Origin of the sequence: Corallococcus caeni, assembly GCF_036245865.1 — a bacterium.
Taxonomy (GTDB): Bacteria; Myxococcota; Myxococcia; order Myxococcales; family Myxococcaceae; genus Corallococcus; species Corallococcus caeni.
Genome location: NZ_BTTW01000006.1, coordinates 234,182 through 260,462, shown reverse-complemented (window position 1 = coordinate 260,462; position 26,281 = coordinate 234,182). Strand labels below are relative to the sequence as shown.

The following is a 26,281-nucleotide window of genomic DNA, read 5'->3' as shown; positions in this document are numbered from 1 at the left end:
GGGGCGTGGACTACCGGAAGCTGCTCGGGAAGGTGGAGTCGGCGGTGCTGCCGTATTTCGGCGGCGGGACCGTGGACGCGCCTTCACGCCGCCTGCGCGTCACCTGGCCCGTCGCTCCGGGCTGGTGGCGCTTCGAGGTGAAGGGCCGCGAGGCCACCGCGCGAGAGCCGGCCGGTCCGGAAGGGCTGGAGGCGCTGCCGCGCGTGCGGGGCCATGTCTGGGGGACGCGGCTGGTACGCGAGGGCGCGCTGGCGGAGGCGCTCGCGTTGATGCCGGAGGAGGAGCCGCCGCGCCTGTCGCCGGTGACGGCCCGCCGCTGGCATGACGGCACGCTGCTCTTCGAGGGCGTGGAGTTCGAAGGCGAGGCGGAGGAAGCGGCACGCCGCGCGCTGGAGGAGGACCGTGCGCTGGGGGATGCGCGAGGCGTGAGTGCATCGCTGCGCGCGGCGTTCGGCTTCGCGGTGCTGGAGGCGGCATCGCGCGGCACGGGCATCCCGTTCGCGCCCATGGAGGCCCGTGCGCGAGTGCTCGACGTGGCGCGCGAGGGACGCGCGGAGGCGGAGCGCTGCCTGCGAGGGCTCGCGGAGGAGCGTGCGCGCTTCCTCCGGATGCAGGCGGAGCAGGAGTCCCGGCGCGAAGCAGCGGAGACGCGTGCGTGGACGCACCGCGAGCACGGTGCGCCGGAGGTCTGGCGGGACGCGGAGGGACGCGAAATCGCCCGGCCGCTGTCAGGGCGTGAGCGCGAACGATGGGACGCCCTGACGCGGATGCGCCAGGAGCCCGGCCCGTCGCCGTTCCCGGGCGACCCGGACGGGCGCGAAGCAGCGCGGGCCTGGTCAGAGCGGGAGCACGGCGAGGCGCGGCGGAACGGACGAGGTCACACGCGACACACGCACCGGCGCACGGAGTCGGACGTCGGCGCGTGGGTGGAGCGCGCGCTCGACAAGGCCGGCGCGCGGCTGCTGGCCCAACGCCGTCTGGGCGATGGCCTCGTGGAGGTCGTCTACACGTTCATGGGCGAGCGCTTCGTCACGGTGGTGGAGGCCGCGACGCTGCGCGTGCGCGACGCAGGCGTGTGCCTGGCGGGCGCGGACACCCAGGTCACGCTGGAGAGCCTGCCGTCGGTGCTGAAGGAAGCCATCGACACGGACGCGCTGGTCATCACCCGGCACGTCTGAAACGCGCGTGTCCGACCGGGCCCGTTCCCCACGTCGGTACGGACCATTCGGGAGGAAGGACTTCATGTCGACGACGCGCGAGGTGTGCCTGCTCATCGGGCCGGAGGACGCGGTGCTGTGGGGTGACTCCTTCGACGACCCCGTGGCGCTTCCGGACTCCCGTCCACGGTGGGAAGCCATCTGGAGCCTGCGGGACACGCTGGTGGAGATCACCCACAGCCACCCGGAGGGCCCGCTGGGCTTCTCCCAGGAGGACGAGACCACCATGGCCGCGCTCCAGGTGGCGCTGGGCCGGCCGCTGCGCTTCTCCGTGGTGGCCCCCGACGGCATGTTGGTCCGCATCGGCGGCGAGGACGTACTGGTGCGCGACGAGCCCGCGTGGGCCGCGCCGCTGCGCATCGCCTCGGGGCTCTTGTACGGCCGTCCCCGGCCCGCCCCGACCCTCCTCCAGGAGGACGGCCTGCTCCTGGACAGCGCCCACCGCAAGCCGTGAACCTCTTTCAGCCCGGCAGCAGGATGATGCGGGCGATCTCCGGCGGCGCGGCGACGCGCATGGGCGGGCCCACGAAGCCGCAGCCGCGGCTGACGTAGAGGTGGGATTGGGCCAACTGGCTCAGGCCCGCGTTCTGGTCGCCCCAGATGAGGTGGCCTACCACGTTGCCCGGGAACATCTGCCCGCCGTGCGTATGGCCTGAAAGCTGGAGCCCCAGGCCGCGCTGGGCCACCACCTCGAAGTTGGAGGGCTGGTGCGCCAGCAGCACCGACGCGCGGTCCGGCCTGCGCCCCTGGAGCGCCGCGTCCAGGTCATAACCGGGTTCACCGAACCGGCTCGCGCTCCAGTCGTCCACGCCGATGAGGTCGAAGGACGCGCCCGCGTCACCAATGGACACCGTGCGGTTGCGCAGCACGGTGATGCCCAGCCCCCGGACGAACTCCGTCCATGCCTCCACGCCAGAGTAATAGTCGTGGTTGCCGGTGACGAAGTACGCGCCGTGCCGCGCCCGGAGCGCGCCGAAGCCGCCCACGTACCGGCCCAGCTCCGGCACCGTGCCGTCCACCAGGTCGCCCGTCACCGCGATGAGGTCCGGCTTGAGCGCGTTGGCGCGCGCCACCAGCTCATCCACGAAGCGGCGCTGCAACACCCCGCCGATGTGGATGTCCGTGAGCTGCACCAGCGTGAAGCCCTCCAGCGCCTTGGGCAACCCGGGCAGCCGCACCGGGATGTCGCGCACGTCCGGCGGATGGAACGCGCGCCAGGCGCCGAAGCTGCTCACCGTCGCGCCCGCCACGGTTGCGCCCGCGGCCATCCCTCGCGCGAGGAAGGCCCGGCGCTCGGGGGACGGCGGCTCCGGGGCCCTGCGCACGCGGGCGAGCACGCTCCGCACCACGTCCAGCCCCAGGGTGAACATGAGCAGGTAGAGCACCAGCCCCATCCACACCAGCAACGCGATGCCCGTCCACCACGCCACTTCGGAGGAGAACATCGCCCCCACCATCCGGGCACCCAGGGAGCCCACGAGCCCCCCGGCGAAGAGCCCCATCCCCCCGCGGCGCAGCGCCCTGCTCGGCGTCACGTCGCGCACCAGGCGGCGGTACAGGTAGACGTGCGCCACCGCGAGCAGCGTGGTGACCGGCACGAGGAACAGCGCCATCCGGAGCCATTGAGGCATGAAGGCCGTGTCTTATCCGCGCAGGAGCCGGTCCACGAGCGCCACGTACTGCTGCTTCGCGGCGTCCTTCGCCAGCCCCTTGCGGCCCGCCCACGCGTCGTACTTCGCGCGCCCCTTGATATCGAGCATGCCGGGGCGCTTGCCCTGCACGTCCCCCTCGGTGCCCTGCTTGTAGAGGGAGTACAGCTCCAGCAGCGTGTCGTTCGAGGGGGCCTTGGACAGCGTCTTCACCCGGGTCTGGGCGGCGCTGAAGTCATCATCGAGGGCCATGCGCGGTCTCCGGCAAGCGTGTGCCGGAGACCTTAACAGCCCGCTTCACATCGTCGGCAGCCAAAGGTGGCGGATGTCCGGTGGCAGCTGGGCGCTCACGTCCTCCGCCTCGCCTTCGCTGATTTGATGGCGGACGGCGTCCATCACCGCGCGCACCACGGGCTCCACCGCGTCCGGATGCAGGGCCAGGTCGTCGCCCACCTGCTTCAGGAGCTCGTCGCGGCCGAACTTCTCCGGACGGGGTTCGGCGTCATGGCGTTCACAGCGATGCAGCAGCTCCGTGAGCTTGCGCGGCAGCTGGGCCTCCAGGTCGTGTGACTCCTCCACCTGGATGCGCTGCTCCAGGCCGCAGAGCACGGAGACGGCCGCTTGCTGGGCGACGCTCGGGGACATGCCGCCCCGCTCGCAGAGGTGGTCGATGAAGCGGGCATACGTCTGACTGGCCCGCATCGCACTGCGCCGCGCACGCCGCTCCTCGATGGACAGCTCGCGCCGCTCCTCCGCGGGCTCTTCGTCCTGGGGTGTGCCCGAACGGCGCTGCGGATCACGGTCTTCAGCCATGGGGGTTCCTCCCTGTCAGTCCCGGTGGGTAACAGGGTGCCCATGCCCGCCCCGGAGGGCACGCCATCGCGGACTGCTGGACTGTCCGCCGGCTGCCTGACTGCTAGGCGGCCACGCGCCGGACGTAGGTGTCCCAGAGGGCCCCGAAGAAGAAGCCGCCGAAGCGCGCCAGGGCCTCCGCCCGGTGCACGCCGTCCCGGGCGTTGAGGACGCGCAGGGTGGTGAGCTGGCGGGCGAACTCCTCGGCCGTCAGCCGCAGGAAGCCCCGGCCGATGCACGGCGCCTCCGGCCCGTCGCCCTGGTGCAGGGACACGAACAGCGTCGTGGTGTCCTTCCACAGGTCCAGGCCCGGGTCGTCGTAGAGGTCCTTGTAGCCCTCCAGGTAGTACGCCTCGCCGGCCTCGCTGAGCAGGTGGAGCAGGTACTCCATCCGCTGGCCGCCCGGCCGCGCGTGCTCGCGGGTCATCAGGCGCAGCTCTCCGCGCTTCACCACCAGCGGGCGGGACGACACCACCGGCGCCGTCACCGTGCCCATCAGCTTCAGGGGGTGGCGCGCGTCGCGCAGCGTCGCGTCCAGGTCCTCCGCCGTCACGGTGAGCACGAAGCGCAGCGGCGTGGCGTCATCGCGCTCCGGGTCCCCGGCCTCCAGGTGCGGGGCCTTCACGTCACCGGACACGAAGCCGTGCATCGTCTCCGTGAAGCGCACGCCCACGGGCCCGGGGGCCGGACGGGCGTCCGCCTCCGGCAGCGGCGCGTAGTCGATGGTCCACCCGTAACGCCGGGCCATCAGCGCGCAGGCGCGCTCGGCGACCGCGGAGATGGTGAGCAGCGGGTTGATGCCCAGCGAGCGCGGCACCACCGACCCGTCGGACACGTACAGCCCTTCGTGCACCGCGCGGCCGGAGGCGCCGGAGAAGACGCGCCCCTCGTGGTCCACCACGCCGTCCTCCGCCCGGTCGGCCATGACACAGCCCCCCAGCGGGTGCGTGCACAAGAGCTCCTTGCCGAAGGCCTCCGACCAGAGCGGGTAGCGCACGAAGGTGCCGCCCAGCGCGGCGGTGGCCCGGCGCAGGCGCTCCTCGACGCGGGTGAGCTGCGGATCGCGGCCGGCGTCCGGCCAGTGCAGGCGCACGCGGTCGTGCTCCAGCCGCAGCTCGCCCTTGGCCTCGTCGTGGGACATCACCATCAGCGTCTGCGTGTGCTCCACCGCGCCGTGGTCCGGGCCTCGCACCAGGCTGTCCGCCTGACGCAGCCGCTCCTGCACCCAGTCCAGGATGCCCTCGTCGGTGTCCTCGCCCACCAGCGCCGCGGCCCCCGCGAGCGCCGCGGGCATCAGCGACGCGAGCGCGCCGGGGATGGCGCCCTCCTCGATGATCATCCCCTCGTCCAGCCGCGCGGTGTCGCGCTGGTCGATGACGCCCGCGATGCACGGACCCACCGGGTCGCGCGTCTCGTGGTCCTGCTCGCCGTGGCCCACGCCGTGGACAGGCATGTCCAGGTTGTAGCCGAAGGCCAGCACGTCGCCGTTGCTGCTGAAGCGGTGGCCCAGCTTCGAGGACAGGGACAGGCCGCGCTCGCGCGAGCGCAGGAGGATCTCCGCCGTGCCCATGGTGCCCGCCGCCAGGATGACCCGGTCCGCGGTGAGCCACGCGTCGGGCGCGTCGAAGCGCTCGCGGCCGGTGTTGAGGGGGCGGTAGTAGACGCGCCACTTCGCGCCGTCCGGCACCACCGCGCGCACCGCCACCTCCGTGAAGATGCGGGCCCCGTGCGCGTGGGCGTCCGGCAGGTAGTTCATCAGCACGGTGTTCTTCGCGCCGGTGTTGCAGCCCGTGGCGCAGTCCCCGCACAGCGAGCACCCCGGCTGCCGCACGCCCGCGGCGTTGACGCCCGCCTCGAACGTCACCGCCACCGGCGGCCGCGTCAGCCTTCCGCCCAGCTTCTGCGCGGAGATGCCGAACGTCTTGAGCTTCTGCAGGGGCGGATGGTCCTCCGGGTACGGCAGCGGCCGCAGCATCAGCTCCGCGTGCGCGAAGCCGTCCTCCAGCAGCCCGTGCACGTCGGCGCGCAGGGCCTCCGGCCAGCGGGGATCCTCGAACACGCGGGGGTCGGGCCGCATCGTCACGCCGGCGTTGATGAGCGACGTGCCGCCCAGGCCGCAGCCGTCGATGACGGACACGTCGCCGTTGCGGTGGACCTCGATGAGGCCCGTGGGGCTGCCCACGTCCAGGTCGCCCTGGCCCGGAGCGCAGTGGAGCTGGAACTCCGCCACGGCCTGCGCGGGCGTGCGCGGCATCTCACCCGGGTGCATCTCCCGGCCGCGCTCCAGCACGCAGACCTGTTGCCCCGCGCGAGCCAGGCGGCTGGCGGAGATCCCCCCGCCATAGCCAGACCCCACGACGACCACGGGGTAATGGGATGCCAGCTCGCTCCACGGGGATGACAGCCTGCGCATGCTCACTCCTGGCGGCCTGACCGCCGCCTTTTTCCAGAGACCGCTTTTTATTCCCTACCGCTGACGCCAGGAGGGGTCCGCATGCTGCGCGGTTCAACGGCGCGGATCCACTCCCCGTCTGGCCAGCCCCTCCGCCTGTCCTCCAGGACAGGCCCCCACCTGCCCGCCCGGACAGCAGGCGGCCCACCTGCCCGGTCGGGTCCTGCCGGACAGACGCGAAGGGCGCGCGTTCTTGAGTGGAAATCCTCCCGGGCCCCGGCCCCGGTCGTCCCCAACTGGTCCGACTGTCGGACCAGTTCGCACGGCGCGGCGCTGACAGGGCCAGGACTCAAGTCCTGAGGAATCAGAAGAAGCGGCGCAGCACCCAGGCGCCCAGGCTGAGCAGCACGGAGATGACGAGCATGGACGCCAGCGGCGCGAAGAAGCGCGTGTTGCCGCTCTCCACGCGGATGTCACCCGGCAGCCGGCCGAACCAGGAGAAGGCCCCGGCCCACACCAGCAGCCCCACGACGACGAGCCCCAGGCCCGCCACCACCAGCATCAGGCCCATGGACTTCATGCGGGGCTCCCCTCCTCCAGCTCCGCAGCCTCGCCTCCCGAGCGGCGGAAGGCATTCACCAGCCGGTGCGCGTGGCGCGTCGTCTCCGGCTCGCGGTAGCGGGGGCTCGCCTTCAACACCCACTCCACGGCGGTGTCCAGGTCCATGCGGTGGCCGGGAGAGACGTACACGGGGCTGACGCCCGCGCGGGTGCGGACCGCCATGCCCACCACCTCGCCCTTGTGGGTGATGGGGGAGGTGGCGCCCCGCCGCTCCGCGAGCTTCCCGGGCGTGCCCACCAGCAGCGACTTGGCGCAGCCGATGGACGGGATGTCGAACAGCAGCCCGCCATGACAGGCGATGCCCACCCGTCGCGGGTGCGCGGTGCCCTGGCCGTCGAAGATGAGCACGTCGGGGCGGACGGTGAGCCGGGCCCAGACGGCGGCCAGCACCGGCAGCTCGCGGAAGGACAGCAGGCCGGGGACATAGGGGAACGTCAGCGGCACCGCCGCCACGGCGCGGGCCACCGGCGCGAGCGTCGCGGCGTCGAGCACCACCATGCCGCCATAGCCCGTGTCGTTGTCCTTCTCCGTGGAGATGTCCGCGCCCGCCAGGCGGGTGACGCGCAGGCCCGGGGGCGGCTCGAGGATGAGCTGTTCGCGCAGGCGCTTCTGCAGCGCCACGGCCTCCGTGGGCGTCACGTTCCAGGCATGCGGTGCTCGCGGTGACTCCATGGGTTCCCTCCCGTGAACCCAACACTGTGCATCGCCTGGGCGCGGTGTGACCGCCGCTCCCTCCCCCTGCGTGCAGGAGCGGACGGGCAGGGACCGGGCCGGGTTGTCAGGCAGGGCCTGGGGGCGCCGTCCCGGGGCAGGGTTCCCTTCCTGGAGGCTCGAAGCCATGGCGACGCTCAACATCACCCTCGACGGACACTCGGCGGACGTGCCGGTGGAGCTGGAGCGGCACATCAGTGACACCGACGTGCGCCGCATCGCGGTGGAGCTGGTGCGCTCGGGCGGCGTGCCCGGCCTGCACCGCTTCGAGCTGCGGGACGAGGCCTTCCAGCACTACGTCGTGGACCGCTTCCGGGGCGCGCACGGCGAGGAGCGCATCTACCTGCGTCCGAAGGTGCCCTTCGGGGCGTGCTGAGGACCGCCGCCATGCGCATCGTCTTCTGTGGCGTGGGGGCCATCGGGTCCGCGGCGGCGCTGCTGTGCCGCAACCTGGACGCGACGCGGGTGTTCATCGACTTCGACCGGGTGGAGTCGAAGAACCTGCTGTCGCAGGCCTACGTGAAGCCGTCCGTCGGGAAGAACAAGGCGGAGGCGCTGAAGCTCCAGCTGCACAACCTGCACGGCGTGAAGGCGGAGGCCTTCGGCGTGCGCCTCACGCGCGACAACGTGGAGGCGCTCTGCAAGGGCGCGGACCTGCTGGTGGATTGTTTCGACAACCAGGACAGCCGCCAACTGCTCAGCGACCACGCCCGGAAGACGGGCACGCCGCTGGTGCACGGCGCGGTGTCCGCGGACGGCACGTTCGGGCTGGTGCGCTGGGATGAGCGCTTCACGCCCGACGCCGAGGACACGCGGGGCCAGGCCACCTGCGAGGGCGGCGAGCACCTGCCGCTCCTGGGCCTGCTGGCCGCGACGCTCGCGCGGGCGGTGCAGGACTTCCACGAGCACGGGGTGAAGCGGGACGCCTTCGTGAACCTGAACGCCGTCACCCCGGTCGCGGGTCAGGGCTGAGCCTCCAAGCCGGCACCGTCAGCCCGCCCGCGCCAGGGCCTCGCGCTCCTGGTCGAAGCGCACGAGCGCCTGGACGATGTCCTCCTTCGAGTCCGTGAGGAGCAGGTGGCGCGCGTACTCCTGTCCCCGCGCCAGGTGCTCCAGCAGCGGGTACACGGGCCGGGTCTTCGTCCAGAACTCGCGGCCCAGGAAGAGCATGGGGCTGATGACGCCCACGGTGTTGTAGTGGTTCTGGCAGGCGTCCTGGAAGATCTCCTGCACGGTGCCCGCGCTGCCGGGTGAATAGACGACGCCGCCCCGCGCGATGGTGAGCAGGCCCTCCTCGCGCACGCTGTTGGCGAAGTACTTCGCGATGCGCGTGGCGAAGGGGTTGGGCGGCTCGTGGCCGTAGAGCCAGGTGGGGATGCCCAGGCTGTCGCCCATCGCCGCCGCGTCGCGCAGGGGCCAGGTGGCGCGAACCTCGAAGGCGCGCGCCAGCCAGTCCCGGTCCTTGTAGGACGGAGCCCGCGCCAGCACCGCGAGCGCCCCGTCCAGGTCCTCGTCCGCGCGTCCCGCGAACCACGCGCCCAGGTGCGTGGCCTCCATGGCGCCCGGGCCGCCTCCGCTCACCAGGAAGAAGCCCAGGCGCGCCAGCGCCCGGGCCAGCTCCGCGACGGAGCGGTAGTCCTCCTGCCCCCGCAGCATCGAGTGCCCGCCCATGATGGCCACCACCCTGCGGGGCCTGCCCTGGTCCAGCAGCGCCTCCTCCAGCGCGTCGCTGATGGCGTGGTCGTGAAGCCGCTGCGCCAGCGTCTCCAGGAGGGACGGCGGGTGGGCCCCACCGCGCGAGTTCCAGTGCGCGTAGATGCGCGCGTCCAGCGTGTCCGCGTACGTGTCCGGACGCGTCGGGTCGAAGCCCGCGTACAGCTCCTCCGGCGTGTAGAGGCTGCCCCGGTACGGGCAGTAGGGCAGCCCGGTGAACGGCGGGAACACCATGGCGCCCCGCGCGAGGACCTGTTGCAGGGTCGCGGGCTCCAGGAGGCAGCCCAGGAAGACGGTGCCGGTGAGGTCCGCGCGCAGCAACGCGCCGCTCGACGCGCGCAGGTCCAGCCCCTGGAGGATGACGTTGGCCAGGCTCCGGCCGTCGCGCAGGTGCTGCTCGAAGGCAGCCAGGGTCTCGAGCTCCGTCATGTGAACGCTCCGTGAAGGGGGATGGTCCCGGCGGATCATCCCCGATGGACGCAAGCGTGTCAGGCGCGCCGTGGAGTCCCCTACTTCACCGCCACCTGCCGGCGCGGCGGCTGCGCCACCGGCTGCTGCGGCAGGGCCTTCACGGACGCCTTCGCGCTCGCGATGTTGTCCGCGGTGGGCGCCACGCTGGTGTCCTGGAGCGGGGCACTCGAACTGTCCGTGTAGACGCCGTCCGCGAAGGGTCCCACGTAGATCTGGGGCGTGGCGGGCAGCGCCTGGGTGAGCACGGTGAGGTAGTTGTCCATCTCGTGCCGGATGGTCGCTTCCTGCGTGCTGGTGTCCCCGAGCTTGTGGAAGAAGAGCACGTCGAACTCCACGCCCACCTGCGCGTAGTTCGGCGCCATCCACGACGGCGGCAGCGTGGGCACCACGTCGTACTGGTTGACCACACGCACCGTCGCGGGATTCGTGACGTACTGCGCGTAGGCCGTCCCCCACGAATCCGCGAGCCCCGCCTTCGGCGCCGCGAACGTGACGGTGGTCGCGCTCAGCGACGGCTGGCTCACCGCCAGGTCCAACGCCAGGAGCTCCGCCAGCCCCCCGCCCAGGCTGTGGCCCGTCACGTAGAGCGTCTGGATGCTGTTTGCCTTCAGCCACGCGAACACCTGCGCCTGCATCGACTGCGGCACGCCGGTGCCCGTGCCGGTGTAGATGCCCCAGAAGCCGCTGTGCACCTGCGGCACGGGGGACATCGCCGCGCCGGAGAAGGGCGCGAAGGACGTGGTGGCGTACTGCTCGTCCGCGCTCGTGTCCGCCGCCGTCACGGTCCCGCGCAGCGCCAGCATCGCCGTGCTCGAGTCCGCGTTGGAGGTGAACCACAGGCCGAACGCCTCCGCGACCCCGCCCTTGTTCGGCACCCACGCCGTGAGGCTGTCCGCCTGCGTCCAGCCCGACGGCGCGGAGGAGTCCTTGCCGTTGAAGGAGGAGTAGGCCGCGACCACGCCCTGCCCCAGGCCCAGCACCTGGGTCGCGTTCAGCACGGGCTCGGGCGGCGTGGCATGCGGGCCCGGCTGCGGACGGGCGGCGGCGGCAACGGTCGTGGTCGTCATGATCAACTCCGAGGAATGTGGCGGGTGGAACGGGGCGAGGCATGTCGCCAGCCGTTGCCGGAAGCTGATTGCAGCGCCCATGCCACACGCCGCTTCCCTCGGAAGACCTCGCGGAGTGGGCTTCCCCGCGCGCTTTCGACGCGTCGACCGACACGTCGGAGCTGGGCATCACGCAGGGCGTGCAGGCCACCGCCCAGAAAAATATCGAGGCGTGACGGCGATGAGCCGTCACGCCTCAATCACATCACGTCTTGCGACGTCCTTCGCGGCTACTCGATGGACGCGACCTTGTCGTCCTTGCCGAACTTCACCCGCACCTTGGCCGTCTTCGACTTCCAGTACGTCCAGGTGCTGGAGTTGAACGAGGGCGTCTCATGCGGGGGCGGAGGGCCCCACGCCATGCGCACGGCCTCGCGGCTCATGCCGGGCTCCACCTCCGACGCGGAGACCTTCTTGCGGTCCTCCGGCGACAGGGCCTCCAGCTTGCCGGCCTGGTCCTCCGGCGCGAACGCGGCCTGGAACAGCTTCCACGTCTCAGAACCCGAGCGCGCGTCGTTCGCGAACTCCAGCTCCGAGCCGGTCTCCACGACCTTGAACTTCACGGAGGACGAGCCCTTGTCCAGCACCTCGACCCGCGCGTTGAACGGGATGATGGGCCCCTTGAGGTAGTTCACCCAGGACACGGTGCCGTCGTCGAAATGGAAGTTCGCGGTCGCGTGGTAGTAGGTCTTCTCCACCACCGGCGCGGGAGCAGGCGCGGGCGCGGGCTCGTTGCCAACGGACGCGACCTTGCCGTCCGCGCCGAACACCACCTCGAACGTGGACAACTTCGAGCTCCAGTACGTCCAGCGGTTGCCCTGGAGCGACGGCGTGCGGTGCGGCGGCGGCGGACCGGCCGTCAGCAGCACGGCCTCGCGCGACATGCCCCGGGCCAGCTCTCCGGCCCGGACCTGCTTCTGGTCCTCGGGCGACAGCGCGGCGATGCGCGCGGCGGGGTCCTCCGGCGCGAAGAAGCCGGCGAACAGCACGTTGATGGGCTTGCCCAGGCTCCGGTGCGTCACGAACCGGAACTCGGCGCCCGAGTCCATCACCTTGCAGCGAATCTCGTCGTCGTCCCGCTCGATGACCGCGACCTTCGCCCCCACGGGGATGGCCACGCCCTTGCCGCGGTAGTTCACCGCGGAGAGCTGGTTCTTGTTGAGCAGGAAGGTGGCCTGCGCGTACACCACCTCGGCCTGGGCACTCACCGCCATCAGCAACCCCAGCGCGAGCAGCGCGCCAGGGACATTCTTTCGATACACGTAAACCCCCTCGGGTGAAGCAGCGGCGCGTTTGTAGTGGCGTCACACGCACACTTGCAAGAGGGGCCGCCGCGCTTCAGGGCCCGCGCGGCGGTCCAGCCCGGGCAGCTCAGGGGATGTAGCCGCCGCCGATGTTGAGGTTCGGGTCGCCCGTGCGGCCATCGGCGCTCGAGACGCCCATGTTGATCAGCCCGAACATGTTGATGAGCTGCTCGGGGATGGCCCCCGTCAGGGCGGAGTCCCCGAAGAAGGGGTCCCACGCGCCTTCGATGATGGCGCCGGAGAGCTTCGTGACCGCGTCCTTGCTCGCGTCCGCATCGCCGGCGAAGTGGTTTCCAATCCAGTCGAACACCTTCTCCACGCTCGCCTGATCCCCGGTGCCGCTCTTGAGCTGGGAGTACGCGCCCGCCACCGGGCTCGCCTCGATCGTGCTCTCCACCAGGCTGCCCATCACGTCCACGATGGCCTTCTTGCGCGCCGCCTCGTCCTCGATGTTCGCGAGCGCGCTCCGCGAACCCTGGAAGAGCGAGCCGAGGACGAACCCCATGTTGCGTGCCAGGACGTTGCCACGGCTCGCCATGAACGCGTCGGCGCCCTTGTTCGCGGCCAGCTCGTCCACGATGCCCTGCTCGGCCCCCACGCCCAGGTACTTCTTCAGGGCATCCGTCACCAAGCTCCGGCTGTCGTCGCTGCGGAAGGCGACATGGTCGAAGAACTTCGCCAGCGGCTTGTCCCCTGCCTCGGCGAAGCGGTTCTCCGTGTTGGCGGACGCGTTGACGATGCCCTCCGTGTCCGCCGCGAACATGGTGGCCAGCGCGCGGTGGGTCCCCGGGCTGTCCTGGAGGAAGTCCCCGTCCACGGCCAGCGCGGCCTGCTGGAACGCGTCGATGCGCAGGTCCCTCGCGGCCTGCGGGTTGGAGAAGCTGCCCGGGTTGAGGAGGGCCACGTCCATCAAGAACTCGTTCACCCCGGCCCGCGCGGCCTCCTGGAAGTGCGTCCCCGTCTGCAGCTCCGGCGCCTCCGCGGCGGTGAGCGTGCCCAGGAACTGCGTGCGCTGCGTGTCGGAGAGGTCCACGATGGGCCCCAGCCCGTCCGTCGGGCTCTGGGTCATGGAGCCCAGGGCCCACGCCACGGCGCGGGCCTCCTCGGGAGCGAGCGACGACGGGTCGGCCTTGAACGCTTCCAGGTAGCCGTTGGCGAACTCGCTCCGCAGCGCATCGCTGCCCGAGTTCGCGACGATCCACGCCGCGGTGGAGGCGCCGGGTGCGTCACATTCCGGCCTGCCCTGCTGGATGCCCGCCAGCGCCGCCGCGGCCTCGGCCTGGCCCGGCGAGCCCGGGGGCAGCGAGTGGAGCGCGCCCATCATCCTGGAGAGCCCCTGCATCCGGGCCTCGTTCGCCTCCCGGTCCGTCCCCAGGGGGTTGCTCGCGTTCTGGACGCCCCAGGCCAGGGCCTCGCCGAGCAGCTCCGGTCCCAGCGCCTGCACCAGCTTGCCCTGGTCCTCGACGGAGTAGGACTCGGTGGCGGCGGACAGGAGGGTCCTGGCGAGCCCCGGGCCCTGGTCCGGCAAGCCGCGCAGCTGGGTCATCAGCTGCGCGACCCGGTCCGAGCCCAGGGCGGCCATCAGCTCCCGGCGGAAGGCGACGTCCTCGGCGCTCGTGCCGCGGTGCTCCCCCAGCAGGGTGGTCAGGCCATAGGGCTGCTCCTCCGGCGGGAACGCGTTGAGGGTGTCGACGGCCGCCTGGACCTCCGGAGAGACCGCCCCTGCCTGGGTGGTGGGCGTGGGCGTGATGACCTGTGCGGTCGAGATGATGGGGCCGCCCGGGGGAAGCACGGTGCCGCTGACGGTGCCGCCCGGAGGGACGGGGGTGCCGGCCGGGGGCACGGGCGTGGGCGTCCCGAAGGCCTGGAAGGGGGTGCTTCCGCCCAGGAGCCGGGCCTGGCGCGTCCGCGTATCGGTCGTGAAGGAGTCCTCGTTCCGCCGCTGCTGGACCGGGTTCGACACCACCGGCCGCGCGGGAGGCGGTTCGACCTTCGCCAGGACGGGCTTGTTCTCTTGCAACGGCTGCGACTGCGCGGGACCGCGGAACTGGATCTTCACGAAACACTCCCCCTCGACACGCGTGGGCTCACGCTTGAGACGTGGCTCTACCAACGCGTCCGGGGGGAGCGTGCTTAAACGCGATTAAATGCGGTTAATCAGGCCGCGGCGCTGCCGCGCGCGCCGTCCCAGTCCTCCACCTCGTAGAGGAACTTCGTGCCGCCCTTGAGCTTGCGGTTGGCGGACGTGCTCTGGACGAAGACGACGTACTTCTCCAGGCTCGCGGGCCGGATGCGCACCGTCTCTCCCGGCGGCAACCCGAGCATCTCCCGCGCGCGCTCGCCGCTGTAGAGGTCACCGGACTTGCGGTCCATCAGCACCACCTCCTTGCGGCCCTGGATGGTCTCCGTCTTGGTGAACTCGTAGAAGCCGCGCCCCGTCCTGAAGCCCAGGCCGTTCTCCGTCACGAACTCCTTGATGGCGCTGTCCGCCTCCACCTCCAGCACCTGGAAGCGCCCCGGCGGCACCGCCCGCAGGTCCGTCTCACCGAACAGCGTGGACGCGGCCCGCTTGAGCATCGTGTTGAACATCGCGTTCAGGCCGCGGTTCATGCGGCCCTCACGGGACACCTCCGCCTCGTAGGCCTGGAGCTGCGCGTCCGACGACTGCTTGTAGCAGACGGCCAGCAGCATGTCGGTGACGTGCGCGAACTGATCCAGGCTCAGGTGGAAGCCGCCCGACTTCTCCGCCAGCTCCTTGTAGAACGACGTCGCGTGACGGCGGTTCAGCGCCTGGACGCCATACACCGGCACGCCCATGGCCCCCAGCGCGGCCACCTCCTTGCGCCAGTCCAGCTTCTTCGGGTTGTGCTGGGGCGGGTGCGGCACGTCGTCGCCAATGAGCACGAACGCCTTCGTGTAGCCCTTCGTCCAGGACAGGCCCTGCGCCTCGTGCAACACCAACTCATAGCACTCGGGCGCGTCGCCGCCGCCCGTCTGGCCCACCTTCTCCACGAAGCGGGTGATGGCCTTCGCGTCATCCGTGAGGTCCAGGGCCTTGGTCACGTAGGTGGACCCCGCGTCACAGTAGTCCCCGTGCGCGATGATGCCGATGCGGATGCCCGGGATCTCCTTCGTCAGGCGGGCCACGGCGGCCCCCAGCTTCTTCCGCACCTGCGCGAGGCACGGATACATGCTGCCCGTGGTGTCAAAGCTGAAGACGACCTCGACGCGATTATCAATCACAGACATCGTCATGGCGCACTCCCCCTCGTTCGTTTCCTCGCTGCGACGGAAGGAACAATACGTGCGGGGTCTGACATGGAAGGGGGCCGCCGGCGTCGGATTCCGGGCGGCCTCGTACCTCCGTGCGTTGCCAGACCGGGCCCCTCGTTGCGTAGTGCCCTGGCGGGGTGTCAGACCCCCGTGAACCACCCAGGGGGAACCATGAGGAACATCGGCATCATCGGCGCGGGCCAGGCGGGACTGCAGCTGGGCTTCGGCCTGCTGGAGAAGGGCTACACCGTCACGGTCTACTCGGACCGCACGCCCGAGCAGCTCTTCAACGCCCGGCTCGCGGCGACCACGTACCTCTTCGGCCGCGCGTACCAGTACGAGCAGGAGCTGGGGCTGGACTTCTGGAAGGGGCCGGGGGAGTACGCCCGGGGCGGCGACCTGGACGTCTGCGCGGCCCCCGGCCAGCGGGCGCTCCGCGTCCAGGGGCGCATCCTCCATCCGGGCAAGGCCCTGGACCTGCGGGCGAAGTACTCGCGCTGGCTCGCGGAGTTCGAGCGGCGCGGCGGCACCGTGGTGGTGCGGGACGTGGACGTGGACGCGCTGGAGGCGCTCGTCCCGGGACATGACCTGGTGGTCGTGACGACGGGGCGCAACAGCTTCACCCGGCTGTTCGAACGGGACGCCGAGCGCAGCGTCCACACGCAACCGCAGCGCCACCTCACGGCAATGATTGTCAGCGGCATGAAGCCGCTGCACGAGACGCCCTACCCCGCGCTCAAGTTCATCCTGGCGGCGGGCCACGGCGAGTACTTCTCCATGCCGTACTTCGACCGCATCCGGGGTCCGCTGAACTGCATCCTGCTGGAGGCCATCCCCGGGCAGGGGTTGGATCGCTTCGGCGGCGTCAACACCGCGCGGGAGGCGCTGGAGCGGATGAAGCAGGTGCTGCGCGACTTCTCTCCCTGGGTGGCGGAGCGGCTGGAGGGCGCCGCCATCGTGGACGAGTCCTCCTGGCTCACCGGCGCGTTCACGCCCACGGTGCGCAAGCCGGTGGGGCGGCTGCCTTCGGGCCGGGCGGTGATGGGGATGGGGGACGTCGTCATGCTCAACGACCCCATCGCGGGCCAGGGGCTCAACAGCGCGTCGAAGCAGGCCCATGCGGTGACGCGGGCCATCCTCGAGCACGGCGACCAGCCCTTCACGCCGGACTGGATGGAGCAGACCTTCGAGCACTTCTGGCGGACGGAAGGTCAGTTCATCACCGCGTTCACCAACATGCTGCTCCAGCCACCTCCGCCCCACGTGCTGCGCTACCTCGGAGCGGCCTCGGCGGTGTCCACGCTGGCGGACACATTCTTCGACAACTTCGGAGAGCCGCAGCGCTTCTGGCCCTGGATCGTCAGCCCGGCCGAAACGGAGGCCCGCATCCAGCAGGCCTCCGCCGCGTAGGTCCCCGGGGGCCGGCTTTTGGGGCGGGCCGGCCTCCTTTAAGATGACGTCCCCATGGGGGACGCAACATGAGTGGTGAGGGCTCGAAGCCCGTCGCGGCCGTGCTGGTGGGGCTCACGAACTTCCGGCTGGGACGCATCCTGCTGTGGACCACGACGGTGTTCCTGGGGCTCCTGGCGCTCGTGCCGGGGCCTGACAGCGGGACCCTGTGGCGCATGGCCGCCATTCCGGGCGTGCTCGCCCTGATTGGGACGGGCACTGCGTGGTGGAAGGAGCGTCAGGACTCCCGGTCCAGCCCCATTCCCTGGCTGCTGCCCCGGCTGGCCGTGGGGGCGGTGCTCTTCGGCGCCGCCGCGCTCCTGATGTGGTGGCGGCGTCGGCGTGAGCTCAAGTCCGACGTGCCGGTGTCACCGCCCTCCGCCGAACAGGTGGACCAGTGGGCCACGGCCGAGCTGGGCCTTGCATCCATGGAGCGCTCGTCATGAGCCAGGCGGCGTTGAAGCAGAGGACCTCGGACGAGGAATCCCTCGCGGCGCCTCCGCGTGAGTCCATGGGGGGCATGGCTCGCGCGGGGTTGCGGAGCCTCGTCGCCATGGTGCCCGCGCTGCTCGGCTCCGGCGTGAAGGGTGTGCTGAAGGGCTTCTTCGTCTTCGGGTGCTTCGGCCTCGCGCTGGCCGGCGTCTTCGTCCTCGCGCCGCGCTGGACCGGCGCGGCCCCGACGCCGGCCTGGTTGGACGTGCTGAGCGTCGTGCTCACGCCGTTGGCCCTGGCCGTGGCGGGGGGCTACGTGTGGATGCTCCACGGCGTCAGCTCACGGCTCGCGAGCGAGGTCCGGGCGCGGGGGCTGATGGGCTACGCGTACGCCATCCTCAAGCCCGCGACGTTGCAGGTCGCCCGGCGCCTGCGTGGGGCCGGTACGCCCAGCCGCGCGGAGCTCACCCGTGCCATCGAACAGTCGGTGGCGGAGCGCATGCTCGAGCCCGAGCAGGAGTCGGCATCGTCCCGCGCCGGGTGGCTGGAGGGCTTCCTCATGGAGCAGTCCCGCCGGGTGCTGGGGCTCATCGCCCTGCGAGCGGTGCTGACGTCGCCGGACATGCCTTCCGCGGTGCGGGAGCTGGAGACGCTGGCCATCGACCGGCTGGAGGGAGTGCTGGAGGAGACACTGGAGGACCTGTTCTTCCTCCAGATGGTGCTCGCGCTCGGGGTGGGCATCCTCGTCGCCGCGGTGCCCACGCTCCTGCTCCTCTTCCTGCCCCGCTGACAGCGAGGGGAGCCGGGCTCTGCTAGCCTCCCGCCGTCCCACCTGGGTGGGACAGGAGGCGACGCCGGGATGGACTCACTGGACGCGCGCATGGAGCGGCTGGAAGGCCGGCTTCGAAGGTGGCAGGGCCTCACCCTCGCGGCCTTCGTGCTGGCCGGGGCGGGGCTGGGAACCGCGGCCCTGCGTGACGAGGCACCGCCGCCGCACGCGGGGGAGCTGGTCGCCTCCCGCCTGGTGCTCAAGGACGCCAGGGGCCGCACACGGGCCAGCCTGGAGGCGAACCGCCAGGGTGGCGCGGCGCTGGTGCTGAACGACAGCGAGGGCCGCCCCAGGGCCCTGCTGGGCGTGGGCGAGGACGACTCGCCCCGGCTGCGCTTCTCCACGGCGGAAGGCGAGTCGTTGGCGGAGCTGATGGTGTTCTCGGACGAGGCGCCGCGCCTGACGCTGTCCAAGTCCGGAGGCGCGGAGCTGTTCTCCGTGGGGCTCCAGGTGGACGGCTCGTCGCGGCTGGAGCTGGCGGACGTGACGGGACGGCCCCGGGCCATCCTGGGCGCGGACGAGGAGGGCTCGCCCGGCCTGCTCCTGGTGGACCGGCGAGGCCAGCCCCGCGTGGAGCTGCGCGTGGGCAGCTCCGACGAGGCGAGCCTCGTGCTGGAAGGCCGCAACGGCCAGGTGTTCCGCGCGCCCGGCGTGCAGTGACGCCGCGTCATTTCCGTTAACCGACGGACGTCGTCACTGGCAGGGAGACACACACCGGTGACGGCGCCCACGGACAGCATCCTGTTGATCCTGGACCTGGATGAGACCCTGGTCCACGCGAGCGAGCAGCCTCTGGCCCGGGAGGCGGACTTCCAGGTCCTGGGGTACTTCGTCCACGTGCGCCCGAACCTGGAGCCCTTCCTGCGGGAGTGCGCCACCCGGTTCCGGCTCGCCATCTGGTCGGCAGGGGCCGACAAGTACGTCGCGGAGCTCGTGAAGCGGATCGTTCCGCAGGGGATTGAGCTGGACTTCGTCTGGGGGCGGAGCCGGTGCACGTACGGGCTCGACCGGGCCGGCGTGCAGCGGGACGGGTTCCTCGACCCGGGCGTCCACTACGGCTGGGTCAAGAAGCTGCGCAAGCTGAGGCGGCGGGGCTACCGGCTGGATCGCGTGCTGATTGTGGACGACAGCCCGGCCAAGTGCATCCACAACCACGGCAACGCCATCTACGTCCACGAGTACGAAGGCCAGGAGCACGACACGGAGCTGCTCGACCTGGGCCGGTATCTGGCGACGCTCGCGGACGTGGACAACGTCCGGTGCATCGAAAAGCGGAACTGGCGCGAGCAGCCGTGTCAGGACTGATTTTCCGCCGCGTCCCTCTCTAGCAAGAAAGGAGTGATGCCCATGACGAAGCGCGACGAGCTGAACCCGCTACCTACCACCGACATGGAGCCCACTCCGGACAGCCTGGACCTGGCCATCGCCTCGTTCCGCGGCAGTCCCCCCGGCACCTGACCCACGCCGCCACCCGGTAACCCCGGGACGGGCATGGACAGAGGCCGGGATCCCGAGGGGGGACCCGGCCTCAGTCATGTCCGGGTCCTCCCTCGAGGACGCAAAGCTCATCGGGATGTAGCTCAGTCTGGTCAAGAGCGTGTGCCTCGGGCGCACAAGGTCGCTGGTTCGAATCCAGTCATCCCGACTTCACCTCAAAGACAAACCCCGCCGGGGTAGCCCAACTTGGTAGAGGCGCCGCGCTCAGAACGCGGAGGTTGCGGGTTCGAATCCCGCCTTCGGCACTGTTTCGCCCTGTATTTGCGAGTGGTTGGCAGCACCCTCCCCGCGTGTCGCACGTATGTCGCACGCCGGAGCGAGCGGACGGTCCAGGACGTTGACCGCCGTCCTGCGGCTGTCAGGGCTCAGGTGGGCGTAGCGCATCGTCATTTCGATGGTGGCGTGCCCCATCAGCTCCTGAATCACCTTCAGCGGAACCCCGTTCATCGCAAGGTGGCTCCCGTAGGTGTGCCGCAGGTCGTGCCAGCCGATTTGCCCCACGGCGCGGGTGATGCCTGCATCCCGAAGTGCACGGCGAAGAGGCCCGGCCATTCTGCCTGGGGTGAGGTGCTCTCCGTTCACTTGGCAGAACACGAAGCGCCCCCGCAGGTGCCGGTGGGCTTTGAGGGCATCCACCACCGACGCAGGCAGTTCGACTGACCGCTCGCGCCCACCCTTCGGCAAGCCCTCCACCCCGCGCCAGATGGTTCGGCGGACGTGAAGCGTGCCGCGCGGCAGGTCCAGATCGTTCCACTGGAGCCCGACCAGTTCGCCCTGCCGCAGCCCCGCTTTGACGGCGACCAGCAGCACGGGGCGCCACTCCGGATCAGCCGCAGAGACTAGTCGCTCGGCCTCATCGAAGGTCAGGAAGTCGAAATCAGGCTTCCGCAATTTCCCGAAGTGCTTCACACGCGGGGCCTGTGGGACGACCCGCTGCTCCTCCGCGAGCGACAGCAGCTTCTGGAGTACGGCCAGAACGTTGTTGATGGTCTTCAAGCTCAGGGGCTTGGGTTCCACATTCAACCGCTTCCGGAGCGCTGACTTCGTGGCGATTTCCTTCCGGGGATGCGCCGCAGACTTCTTCTTGCGCATGAGCGCCTTGAAGTCCTCGATCTCAGCCGACCCGATGCTCGCAAGCGCCAGCGTCCCGAAGAACGGCAGGATATGGTGCGCGAGGATCTGCTTCTTGCTGAAGACGCTGGAATGCTTGTTGTTGTTCTCGCTGTAGGTGAGGAATCGCGGCGTGAACTCCGCGAGGGTGATGGGGCTTTCCTCGCCACACTTCTCCTTTCCGAAAGTCCCGTTGAGAAGAGCGTTGCGCAGTTCACGTTCGTATTGCTCAGCACCCCGGCGGGTCTGCACGGGCGAGAACTTCACGACCCGTTGCTTTCGTCCGTCCACGTGCTGAAACACGAAGTCCACTTGCCACGCCTCCTCTGGCTTCCCGTCCTTGGTCTTCCACTTCCGCAACCTGACGCTCATCGTTGCTTCCCGTCGTCAGAATCGCGGCCCTTACCGGAGGAAGACGCTACCAGGGAGGCACGGCGGATCCGCAGCGATTTGCCTACGCGAACGACCCCGGGAAGTTGACCAAGCCGAATCGACTCATAGAGCGTCTTTCGGTTCACGCGAAGAAGGGCTGCGACTTCGTCCACGGTCAGGAATTCGGGCAGGTTCACTGGCTCGACCGGCCTCGAAACGGGAGCGTGACGGGGAACTTCGTTGCGAGCTTCGGCAGCACCACGCGGGGCGATGTGGCAGGGGGCGTGATCATCTTGCACCTTGATTGCTGGGAGTGCGGGCGGTGCGCGATATGGCCCCGCTCGCAATCTCTAAATGGGTGCGGATTCTGGCCGTGGTTCAGGCTGCGCGCTTCGCGGGTGGTGCCCAGACAAACAGGCGTCCCAAGCTGTCGCCGACGGTTACCGAATCATTCGCGAGTGCACAGCCGCGATTGTCAATCGGCACGGCATCGAGTTCGCCGAAACGCAAGCGCCACGCCTCCGGATTCCTCTTCTCGCTGATGTCGAGGCCGAAGTGGCGCTTCACAAGCAACGCAAGCGGGCATCGGGCCCCTTCGTCATTCTTGAGCTTGCGCCCGGTCGTCGGATCGACGCCGTGAAGGCCCTTCGCGATGTCGATCAGGGCTTCGCGAATCTGGACGCAATGCAAACGTCCCGGGTCGAGCGCTTCGAAGATGAGAGCAATCAGCCGCGGGTTGTCCGCAGCCATCACTCCCAGGTCGTAGGCGAAGTTTGCGCCGACAAGGTGAACGTCGGGGTCGGCAATCGTGTTGCTGAAGAAGTGCCGGGCCTGCGCCTTGTCGAGTAGCCGCTCGCTCCCGAGGTCGCGCGTCGCAACGCTGCCGCACACGAGCGGGGGCGCCAACAGGCCCGGCTGCTTGCGATGAGTCCCTGTGTCAAACGACCAATACCTCAACGTACATCCTTGTCAGCGTTTGTCTGGCTCATCAAGGGGCGTGAAATCGAGCTCATCGGTGAACTTCTCGATCGGCACACTCTCCTGGATGCAGAATCTCGCAATCAGATCCATGATGTTCCAGCCGTCCCATCTTGAGATGTATACGGCTGGCTCGTCACCATTGTCCGTGTTCATGGGCTCAAGGCCTCCAAGACCGTAGGACTCAAGCTCTTTGGCTTGTTCTACGACACCGTCACGCGACAGCTTGAACGCTCCACGCAGGTCGCTGATGAGAATTTTGGTATCGCCGAACCGAGGAATGCTTACTGCTCTGGTGTCCCTCATGCGCTGCGCACGCATCGCAAGAGCGCCCAGGAAGTGACGTGCGGGAGGGGGAACCCGGCTAAGCCGTTCAAGGTATTCGTTGAGCTTATCCGCCGACCCCTTGCGCTCTTCGTCGTCGAGATTCATTTTCATGACGACGTTTGCGCGTTTGATGTTCTGAACAGGCTTGGCCTGCTCAGTCATCGTCCAATCACTCAGCGTTTCGAGAATCGCTCGATCTGGATGGGAGAACCGGCGTTCATGGTCATCTTTGAACTTCCGAAGGACTTCTACAGGGTACTTTTCGACGTCATCTGTCTTCCTGTGGTGCGGCCCGCACATCAACATCAAATTCGACGCCGATCGCCGCTCTTCGTTGTCCATCGCGGGATTGAAGCGTTCTCCTTCCTCTTCAGCGGCCTCGATGTGACAGACCTCGCCTACGAAAGAGCCGTCAGCATCCATCATTAGTGTCTTGCAGTTCGGGAATGCACACAGGTTTCCGGACTTTAAGAACAGCTCGCGAAGCGTATTGGGCAAGGGGGCGAGTCGCTTAGGTTTTTCGCTCATGGTGAAACCGAACTTACCTCCTCGGCTTCGCCATGTGAAAGGGCTGGCAGCGCCTTGCCTTGCGGGTGCCCGTCGTATGAATGCGGCCGAGCCACACCAAGCAGATGCAGCTCGGCCACCGTAGCCGCTACTTGAGCGCGTCGGCGAGCGTCGGGAGCTTGCTCGCCGTGCGCGACTGCTCGACCTGGGCGAGCTGCTCGTCGTTCAGCTCGACGTGAGCCCAGCGGTAGCCGCTGATCACCTTGCCCGGCTGGCCGTCCTTCGGGGGAGCTGCTTCGGGAAGACCTCGTACCGAATCAGCAGGTGGGTTCCGGCCTGGCGCTCGTCGAAGAACTTCTTCAGCGCGGCCGGGTTCGCGAACTCGTATTCGTCCGCGCCGACGAGCGTCATCAGGAACGACTTAAAGCGCCCGCCGCCCTTCTTCTGGTCGGTCAGGCTCTCGACGTAGTCGACCGTCTCCCCCGGCTTGCTCGCGGTCTCGCCGGGCGGCAGGGCCTCGGATTCGCGAACCTTCGGCTCGGCGATCGCGCTGTCGCCCTTGAAGCCTTCCTTCGTGCGAATGACCTCTACTTCCAGGAGGTAGCGACCGAAGCGCGGATAGCGCCCGCCCGCCGCCTGAGCGGTTGCGATCTTCGTCAGCGCATTGTTCACGTTACGTGGGCCCTTCGACTTGGGTTGCGTCAGCCACGATTCGTGCTGCCCCCACGTAAATGCGTGTGGATTCTCGGAGTGGTTCGCTTGGACGGAATATCAAGTGGGAGTCAAGACCCGTGGCGGCTTGGTCGCCCCGGGTTGCGGCCTCGCGCGGACTGAGTCAAATCGAAGTAGGCTAAGCTTCATATGGCGTCGGATGGCGCCATTCGTGCGAACGAAGTCGGGAGGAAGACTTGGATCTGGCTAACTATAAGAACGCATACCTGACTTTCGCTTTGTCGATCCAGCAAACAAGAGTTGTTTCGATGGCGGCGGGCGGGGCGCTGGAGAGTTTCCCTAAGAATCTCCCTAGAGCACACAAAGACTATGTCGTGGATGCCTCTGCCAAAATGTCTGAGAAGCTCAAGCCAGTAATGAAGGGGGTCTCGGGCAGCTCCTTTGAGATGGAATTCGATCTTGATGATGGAAACCCATACCTGCTTCCGTTGGTCGGCATTCTTTTTACTCATGTCGCAGGGCTGGGAGGGAGCCCAAATGTTGACTATGGCGGTCTCCTTAAGGCGCAGGAGGTGGTTATGTTGTTTGCCCACCTGGAGGCATTTCTTGCGGACAGCATCAGGGTTATTTGTCTGAAAGAGCCTCGTGTTTTGAAGAAAAACAAAAAGATGCAGTGGGATACGATCTTGGAGTGTGGAAGCTGGGAGGGCGTGATTGACAAAATGGTTGATGAATATGTCTTTGAGGCGGGATGGGGTTCTATCAAGGACAAGATTCGCAATATGCGTTCGGCCTATGGATTGGAGATCGGGGTATCCGACACTGTTTTGAATGCCCTGGATGCAGCAGAGCAGTTGCGGAATGTTCTTGTGCATAATGGTGGCAGGGTCAGTCGAGAGTATCTGGAGAGGACTGGGCGCAATGATGTTCGGGTTGGAGACATGGTACCTTTGGATGGGTCGTATATTGAGAAGTTGAGTGCAACTGTTACGGTGCTGGGCGGAGATGTCTTTTCGGCGATTGCTGTGAAGTTCTTTGGGGCGCGTCCGGATGAATTGCGGCTTGTCTTCAAAGGGGCGGGGACTGTGCTTGAATGAGCAGACAGGGACTTAATCGCAGTGTGTTTCTTCAGCTTTCGGGGCTACAACAGGCTGCGAGTTTTAGCTTTGCGGCGTGCCTTCGGTCTGCTCAATGAAACGGGCAAAGTCACGAGCCTTTGCAAAGGCGTCCGTTAGCTCGTCGGTGTGTTGGTACAGCTCGACTTCGCACTCGTCGGCGAGCTGCCCCTGACGGTGGATGCGGCCGATTGCCTGTTCCCACGCGGCGTCATCCGCAGGCGGATTCACGAAGAGCATTCGCGAGAACATCTTCGATGCCGCCGGGTTGGCGAACTCGAATTCGTCCGCGCCGACGAGCGTCATCATAAACGACTTGAAACGCCCGCCGCAGCCCTTCTTCTGGTTGCGCAGGCTCTCGACGTAGTCGAACGTCTCGCCTGGCTTGCTCACGGTCTCGCTGGCCGTCAGCGGGGCGGACTCGCGCAAGCGAAGCTCGGCGATGGCCGAACCACCCTTGAAGCCCTCCTTTGTGCAGATGACCTCCACTTTCGGGAGGCAGCAACCGATGCGCGGATAGCGTCCGCCCGCCGCCTGAGCAGTTGCGAGCTTCGTCAGCGCATTGTTCACGTTACGTGGGCCCTTCGACTTGGGTTGCGTCAGTAGCGAGTGGCGCTGACCTCAGGTAAATGAGTGCGGATTCTGGGAGTGGCACAGAGAACCCAGCACGTTCGCTCGGAACACACGTTGGCGAGGACTCCACGGGTGGGCAAAAATTGGCTACCGCACAGCGCGAATGCTAGATTTTTCTCAGCACAGGGCGAATCACGGAGGCGCACAACACGATGCTCACCTTGGGCAATGTCAAGGAAATCAAGGAAATTGCAGCAGACAGCAATTCCTCGCTTGCGGTGTTGTTGGCGTTGGATGGCGTTGTTCTCGCGGACATCGTAGCCACACGCGCGACCCAGGTCTCGCTGTTTAGCTCGCAATTCTTTTTGCTTCCAGCAGAGATGAAGTATCAGGTAACGGCATTAACGGTGGGTGCATTGTTGGTTAGCACCATCGCTCTGCCTATCGTTCGGCTGGCCTTCTGCTGGGCCAGAACTCTTGTCGAGCCGTGGCTGAATTTCGTTCTTAGGCATGACCGCGACTCTGCGATGACTAGACACCGATCCGCAGGGCGCAATCGCGTGCGCAAAGGTGAACTCCTGAGTGTCGCCATTGACAAGGGAAATGGGATAGCACTCCAGTTGCATGATCGACACGAACGCGACTGCGAGCGCAAAGAAAAGACTATCACGTCATTCTTTTCACTCTTGCTACTACTAGTGGCCAGTTATCAACTCGGAGATGCGGGACATGTGACCGCTGTGTACACCCTGTGGGGACTCCTTGGTCCTGGGCTAAAACTACTCGCAAGTCTCGTCATGACTTGGCTCTTCTGGGTCAGTATCGACGTTGGTGAGGGAAACGACGACCTTGTGTATTTGCCGGAGTCAACGTTGGTTCCGACCATGGATGCTAAAGAAGAGGCGACGGCAGCCGCAGTGAAGGCGCTCACGAGAGTCAGGCCCGGCGATGTATGAGTGCTCGGTCGAAAGTTTGCCGCTCGCGTTTCAATCCAAACTTCTGTCTGAATGGTCAGTCGCGAGACTTGCCTTCTGTGGTGTACCTTACGTCTGTTCGATACGTAAATGAGTGCGCTTATTGCGGGTGGCTCAAGGACACCGGCACCGACAGG

General features: G+C 68.1%; 28 protein-coding genes, 2 tRNA genes and 1 pseudogene. 14 read left to right on the top strand and 17 right to left on the bottom strand.

The window, feature by feature from the left end; all coding sequences use genetic code 11:
- Positions 1-5 precede the first annotated feature (5 nt).
- Together AABA78_RS25375 and AABA78_RS25370 are read left to right on the top strand one after the other, a co-directional pair.
- Positions 6-1,178 (top strand): hypothetical protein, encoded by a 1,173-nt coding sequence (locus AABA78_RS25375; RefSeq protein WP_338266580.1) that lies wholly within the window; start codon positions 6-8, stop codon positions 1,176-1,178.
- A 64-nt stretch (positions 1,179-1,242) separates the two neighbouring features.
- Positions 1,243-1,671 (top strand): hypothetical protein, encoded by a 429-nt coding sequence (locus AABA78_RS25370; protein WP_171414947.1) that lies wholly within the window; start codon positions 1,243-1,245, stop codon positions 1,669-1,671.
- A 7-nt stretch (positions 1,672-1,678) separates the two neighbouring features.
- Here the strand turns inward: AABA78_RS25370 and AABA78_RS25365 are convergent, their stop codons facing one another.
- The 6 genes from AABA78_RS25365 to nfi form a co-directional block, all read right to left on the bottom strand.
- Complete coding sequence (locus AABA78_RS25365) at positions 1,679-2,848, bottom strand: metallophosphoesterase (protein WP_338266579.1); 1,170 nt, start codon at positions 2,846-2,848, stop codon at positions 1,679-1,681.
- A 12-nt stretch (positions 2,849-2,860) separates the two neighbouring features.
- Complete coding sequence (locus AABA78_RS25360; protein WP_338266578.1) at positions 2,861-3,118, bottom strand: acyl-CoA-binding protein; 258 nt, start codon at positions 3,116-3,118, stop codon at positions 2,861-2,863.
- 45 nt (positions 3,119-3,163) lie between these two features.
- The gene (locus AABA78_RS25355; RefSeq protein WP_338266577.1) at positions 3,164-3,679 is read right to left on the bottom strand and encodes a DUF2267 domain-containing protein; all 516 of its coding nucleotides are present in this window, start codon (positions 3,677-3,679) and stop codon (positions 3,164-3,166) included.
- A 103-nt stretch (positions 3,680-3,782) separates the two neighbouring features.
- On the bottom strand, positions 3,783-6,131 hold the full coding sequence (locus tag AABA78_RS25350; RefSeq protein WP_338266575.1) for a GMC family oxidoreductase N-terminal domain-containing protein: 2,349 nt from the start codon (positions 6,129-6,131) through the stop codon (positions 3,783-3,785).
- Positions 6,132-6,474: 343 nt separating this feature from the next.
- Positions 6,475-6,690 carry a DUF2905 domain-containing protein gene (locus AABA78_RS25345; RefSeq protein ID WP_120530061.1) on the bottom strand — a complete coding sequence of 72 codons (216 nt, stop codon included), beginning with the start codon at positions 6,688-6,690 and terminating at the stop codon, positions 6,475-6,477.
- Positions 6,687-7,403, bottom strand: coding sequence for a deoxyribonuclease V (nfi, locus tag AABA78_RS25340; protein WP_338266572.1), 717 nt, complete (start codon positions 7,401-7,403; stop codon positions 6,687-6,689). Before nfi ends, AABA78_RS25345 begins: the two co-directional genes overlap by 4 nt.
- A gap of 166 nt (positions 7,404-7,569) precedes the next feature.
- On the opposite strand from nfi, the gene AABA78_RS25335 reads away from it, so the two are divergent.
- Together AABA78_RS25335 and AABA78_RS25330 are read left to right on the top strand one after the other, a co-directional pair.
- On the top strand, positions 7,570-7,818 hold the full coding sequence (locus AABA78_RS25335) for a hypothetical protein (RefSeq protein WP_338266569.1): 249 nt from the start codon (positions 7,570-7,572) through the stop codon (positions 7,816-7,818).
- Between the two features lie 11 nt (positions 7,819-7,829).
- Positions 7,830-8,414: a HesA/MoeB/ThiF family protein gene (locus tag AABA78_RS25330; RefSeq protein WP_338266566.1), complete on the top strand. Its 585-nt coding sequence runs from the start codon at positions 7,830-7,832 to the stop codon at positions 8,412-8,414.
- An 18-nt stretch (positions 8,415-8,432) separates the two neighbouring features.
- Here the strand turns inward: AABA78_RS25330 and AABA78_RS25325 are convergent, their stop codons facing one another.
- Both AABA78_RS25325 and AABA78_RS25320 read right to left on the bottom strand, forming a co-directional pair.
- The gene (locus tag AABA78_RS25325) at positions 8,433-9,584 is read right to left on the bottom strand and encodes an LOG family protein (RefSeq protein ID WP_338266564.1); all 1,152 of its coding nucleotides are present in this window, start codon (positions 9,582-9,584) and stop codon (positions 8,433-8,435) included.
- 80 nt (positions 9,585-9,664) lie between these two features.
- Positions 9,665-10,693, bottom strand: a complete 1,029-nt coding sequence (locus tag AABA78_RS25320) for a lipase family protein (RefSeq protein WP_338266561.1) — start codon at positions 10,691-10,693, stop codon at positions 9,665-9,667.
- A 68-nt stretch (positions 10,694-10,761) separates the two neighbouring features.
- Between AABA78_RS25320 and AABA78_RS25315 the strand changes: the two genes are divergently transcribed.
- On the top strand, positions 10,762-10,908 hold the full coding sequence (locus AABA78_RS25315) for a hypothetical protein (RefSeq protein ID WP_338266559.1): 147 nt from the start codon (positions 10,762-10,764) through the stop codon (positions 10,906-10,908).
- A gap of 54 nt (positions 10,909-10,962) precedes the next feature.
- Here AABA78_RS25315 and AABA78_RS25310 read toward each other — a convergent pair whose 3' ends face one another.
- The 3 genes from AABA78_RS25310 to AABA78_RS25300 all read right to left on the bottom strand — a co-directional run bounded on the left by AABA78_RS25310 (position 10,963) and on the right by AABA78_RS25300 (position 15,291).
- The gene (locus tag AABA78_RS25310) at positions 10,963-11,994 is read right to left on the bottom strand and encodes a hypothetical protein (RefSeq protein ID WP_338266557.1); all 1,032 of its coding nucleotides are present in this window, start codon (positions 11,992-11,994) and stop codon (positions 10,963-10,965) included.
- Between the two features lie 109 nt (positions 11,995-12,103).
- On the bottom strand, positions 12,104-14,095 hold the full coding sequence (locus tag AABA78_RS25305; protein WP_338266555.1) for a hypothetical protein: 1,992 nt from the start codon (positions 14,093-14,095) through the stop codon (positions 12,104-12,106).
- A 98-nt stretch (positions 14,096-14,193) separates the two neighbouring features.
- A complete protein-coding gene (locus tag AABA78_RS25300) occupies positions 14,194-15,291 on the bottom strand; it encodes a vWA domain-containing protein (RefSeq protein WP_171412092.1) in 1,098 nt (365 codons plus the stop codon).
- A gap of 189 nt (positions 15,292-15,480) precedes the next feature.
- Here AABA78_RS25300 and AABA78_RS25295 point away from each other — a divergent pair, with 189 nt between their 5' ends.
- The 7 genes from AABA78_RS25295 (at position 15,481) to AABA78_RS25265 (ending at position 19,761) form a co-directional block, all read left to right on the top strand.
- Entirely contained in the window at positions 15,481-16,719 is a 1,239-nt protein-coding gene (locus AABA78_RS25295; protein ID WP_338266552.1) for a styrene monooxygenase/indole monooxygenase family protein, read from the top strand.
- A 68-nt stretch (positions 16,720-16,787) separates the two neighbouring features.
- Positions 16,788-17,204 (top strand): hypothetical protein, encoded by a 417-nt coding sequence (locus AABA78_RS25290; protein ID WP_338266550.1) that lies wholly within the window; start codon positions 16,788-16,790, stop codon positions 17,202-17,204.
- Positions 17,201-17,980 carry a hypothetical protein gene (locus tag AABA78_RS25285; protein WP_338266548.1) on the top strand — a complete coding sequence of 260 codons (780 nt, stop codon included), beginning with the start codon at positions 17,201-17,203 and terminating at the stop codon, positions 17,978-17,980. The genes AABA78_RS25290 and AABA78_RS25285 overlap by 4 nt, the downstream gene beginning before the upstream one ends.
- Positions 17,981-18,049: 69 nt before the next feature.
- Entirely contained in the window at positions 18,050-18,679 is a 630-nt protein-coding gene (locus AABA78_RS25280; RefSeq protein ID WP_338266546.1) for a hypothetical protein, read from the top strand.
- Between the two features lie 57 nt (positions 18,680-18,736).
- Positions 18,737-19,324 (top strand): NIF family HAD-type phosphatase, encoded by a 588-nt coding sequence (locus AABA78_RS25275; protein ID WP_338266544.1) that lies wholly within the window; start codon positions 18,737-18,739, stop codon positions 19,322-19,324.
- 264 nt (positions 19,325-19,588) lie between these two features.
- Positions 19,589-19,664, top strand: a tRNA-Pro gene (locus tag AABA78_RS25270).
- A gap of 22 nt (positions 19,665-19,686) precedes the next feature.
- Positions 19,687-19,761: transfer RNA gene (locus tag AABA78_RS25265), tRNA-Leu, on the top strand.
- A gap of 22 nt (positions 19,762-19,783) precedes the next feature.
- Here the strand turns inward: AABA78_RS25265 and AABA78_RS25260 are convergent.
- The 5 genes and pseudogenes from AABA78_RS25260 to AABA78_RS25240 form a co-directional block, all read right to left on the bottom strand.
- Positions 19,784-20,998 (bottom strand): annotated as a pseudogene (locus AABA78_RS25260) (tyrosine-type recombinase/integrase); the annotation flags it as partial.
- Positions 20,995-21,171, bottom strand: a complete 177-nt coding sequence (locus AABA78_RS25255) for a helix-turn-helix domain-containing protein (RefSeq protein WP_338267208.1) — start codon at positions 21,169-21,171, stop codon at positions 20,995-20,997. The pseudogene AABA78_RS25260 and the gene AABA78_RS25255, both read right to left, overlap by 4 nt.
- Before the next feature lie 205 nt (positions 21,172-21,376).
- Complete coding sequence (locus AABA78_RS25250; RefSeq protein ID WP_338266542.1) at positions 21,377-21,904, bottom strand: hypothetical protein; 528 nt, start codon at positions 21,902-21,904, stop codon at positions 21,377-21,379.
- Positions 21,905-21,967: 63 nt separating this feature from the next.
- Positions 21,968-22,831 carry a hypothetical protein gene (locus AABA78_RS25245; protein WP_338266540.1) on the bottom strand — a complete coding sequence of 288 codons (864 nt, stop codon included), beginning with the start codon at positions 22,829-22,831 and terminating at the stop codon, positions 21,968-21,970.
- 237 nt (positions 22,832-23,068) lie between these two features.
- Positions 23,069-23,482, bottom strand: a complete 414-nt coding sequence (locus AABA78_RS25240; protein ID WP_338266538.1) for a hypothetical protein — start codon at positions 23,480-23,482, stop codon at positions 23,069-23,071.
- Positions 23,483-23,718: 236 nt separating this feature from the next.
- Here AABA78_RS25240 and AABA78_RS25235 point away from each other — a divergent pair, with 236 nt between their 5' ends.
- A complete protein-coding gene (locus tag AABA78_RS25235) occupies positions 23,719-24,579 on the top strand; it encodes a hypothetical protein (RefSeq protein WP_338266536.1) in 861 nt (286 codons plus the stop codon).
- 63 nt (positions 24,580-24,642) lie between these two features.
- Here the strand turns inward: AABA78_RS25235 and AABA78_RS25230 are convergent, their stop codons facing one another.
- Entirely contained in the window at positions 24,643-25,167 is a 525-nt protein-coding gene (locus tag AABA78_RS25230) for a hypothetical protein (protein ID WP_338266535.1), read from the bottom strand.
- A gap of 215 nt (positions 25,168-25,382) precedes the next feature.
- On the opposite strand from AABA78_RS25230, the gene AABA78_RS25225 reads away from it, so the two are divergent.
- Entirely contained in the window at positions 25,383-26,126 is a 744-nt protein-coding gene (locus tag AABA78_RS25225) for a hypothetical protein (RefSeq protein WP_338266533.1), read from the top strand.
- The last annotated feature ends 155 nt before the right edge of the window (positions 26,127-26,281 follow it).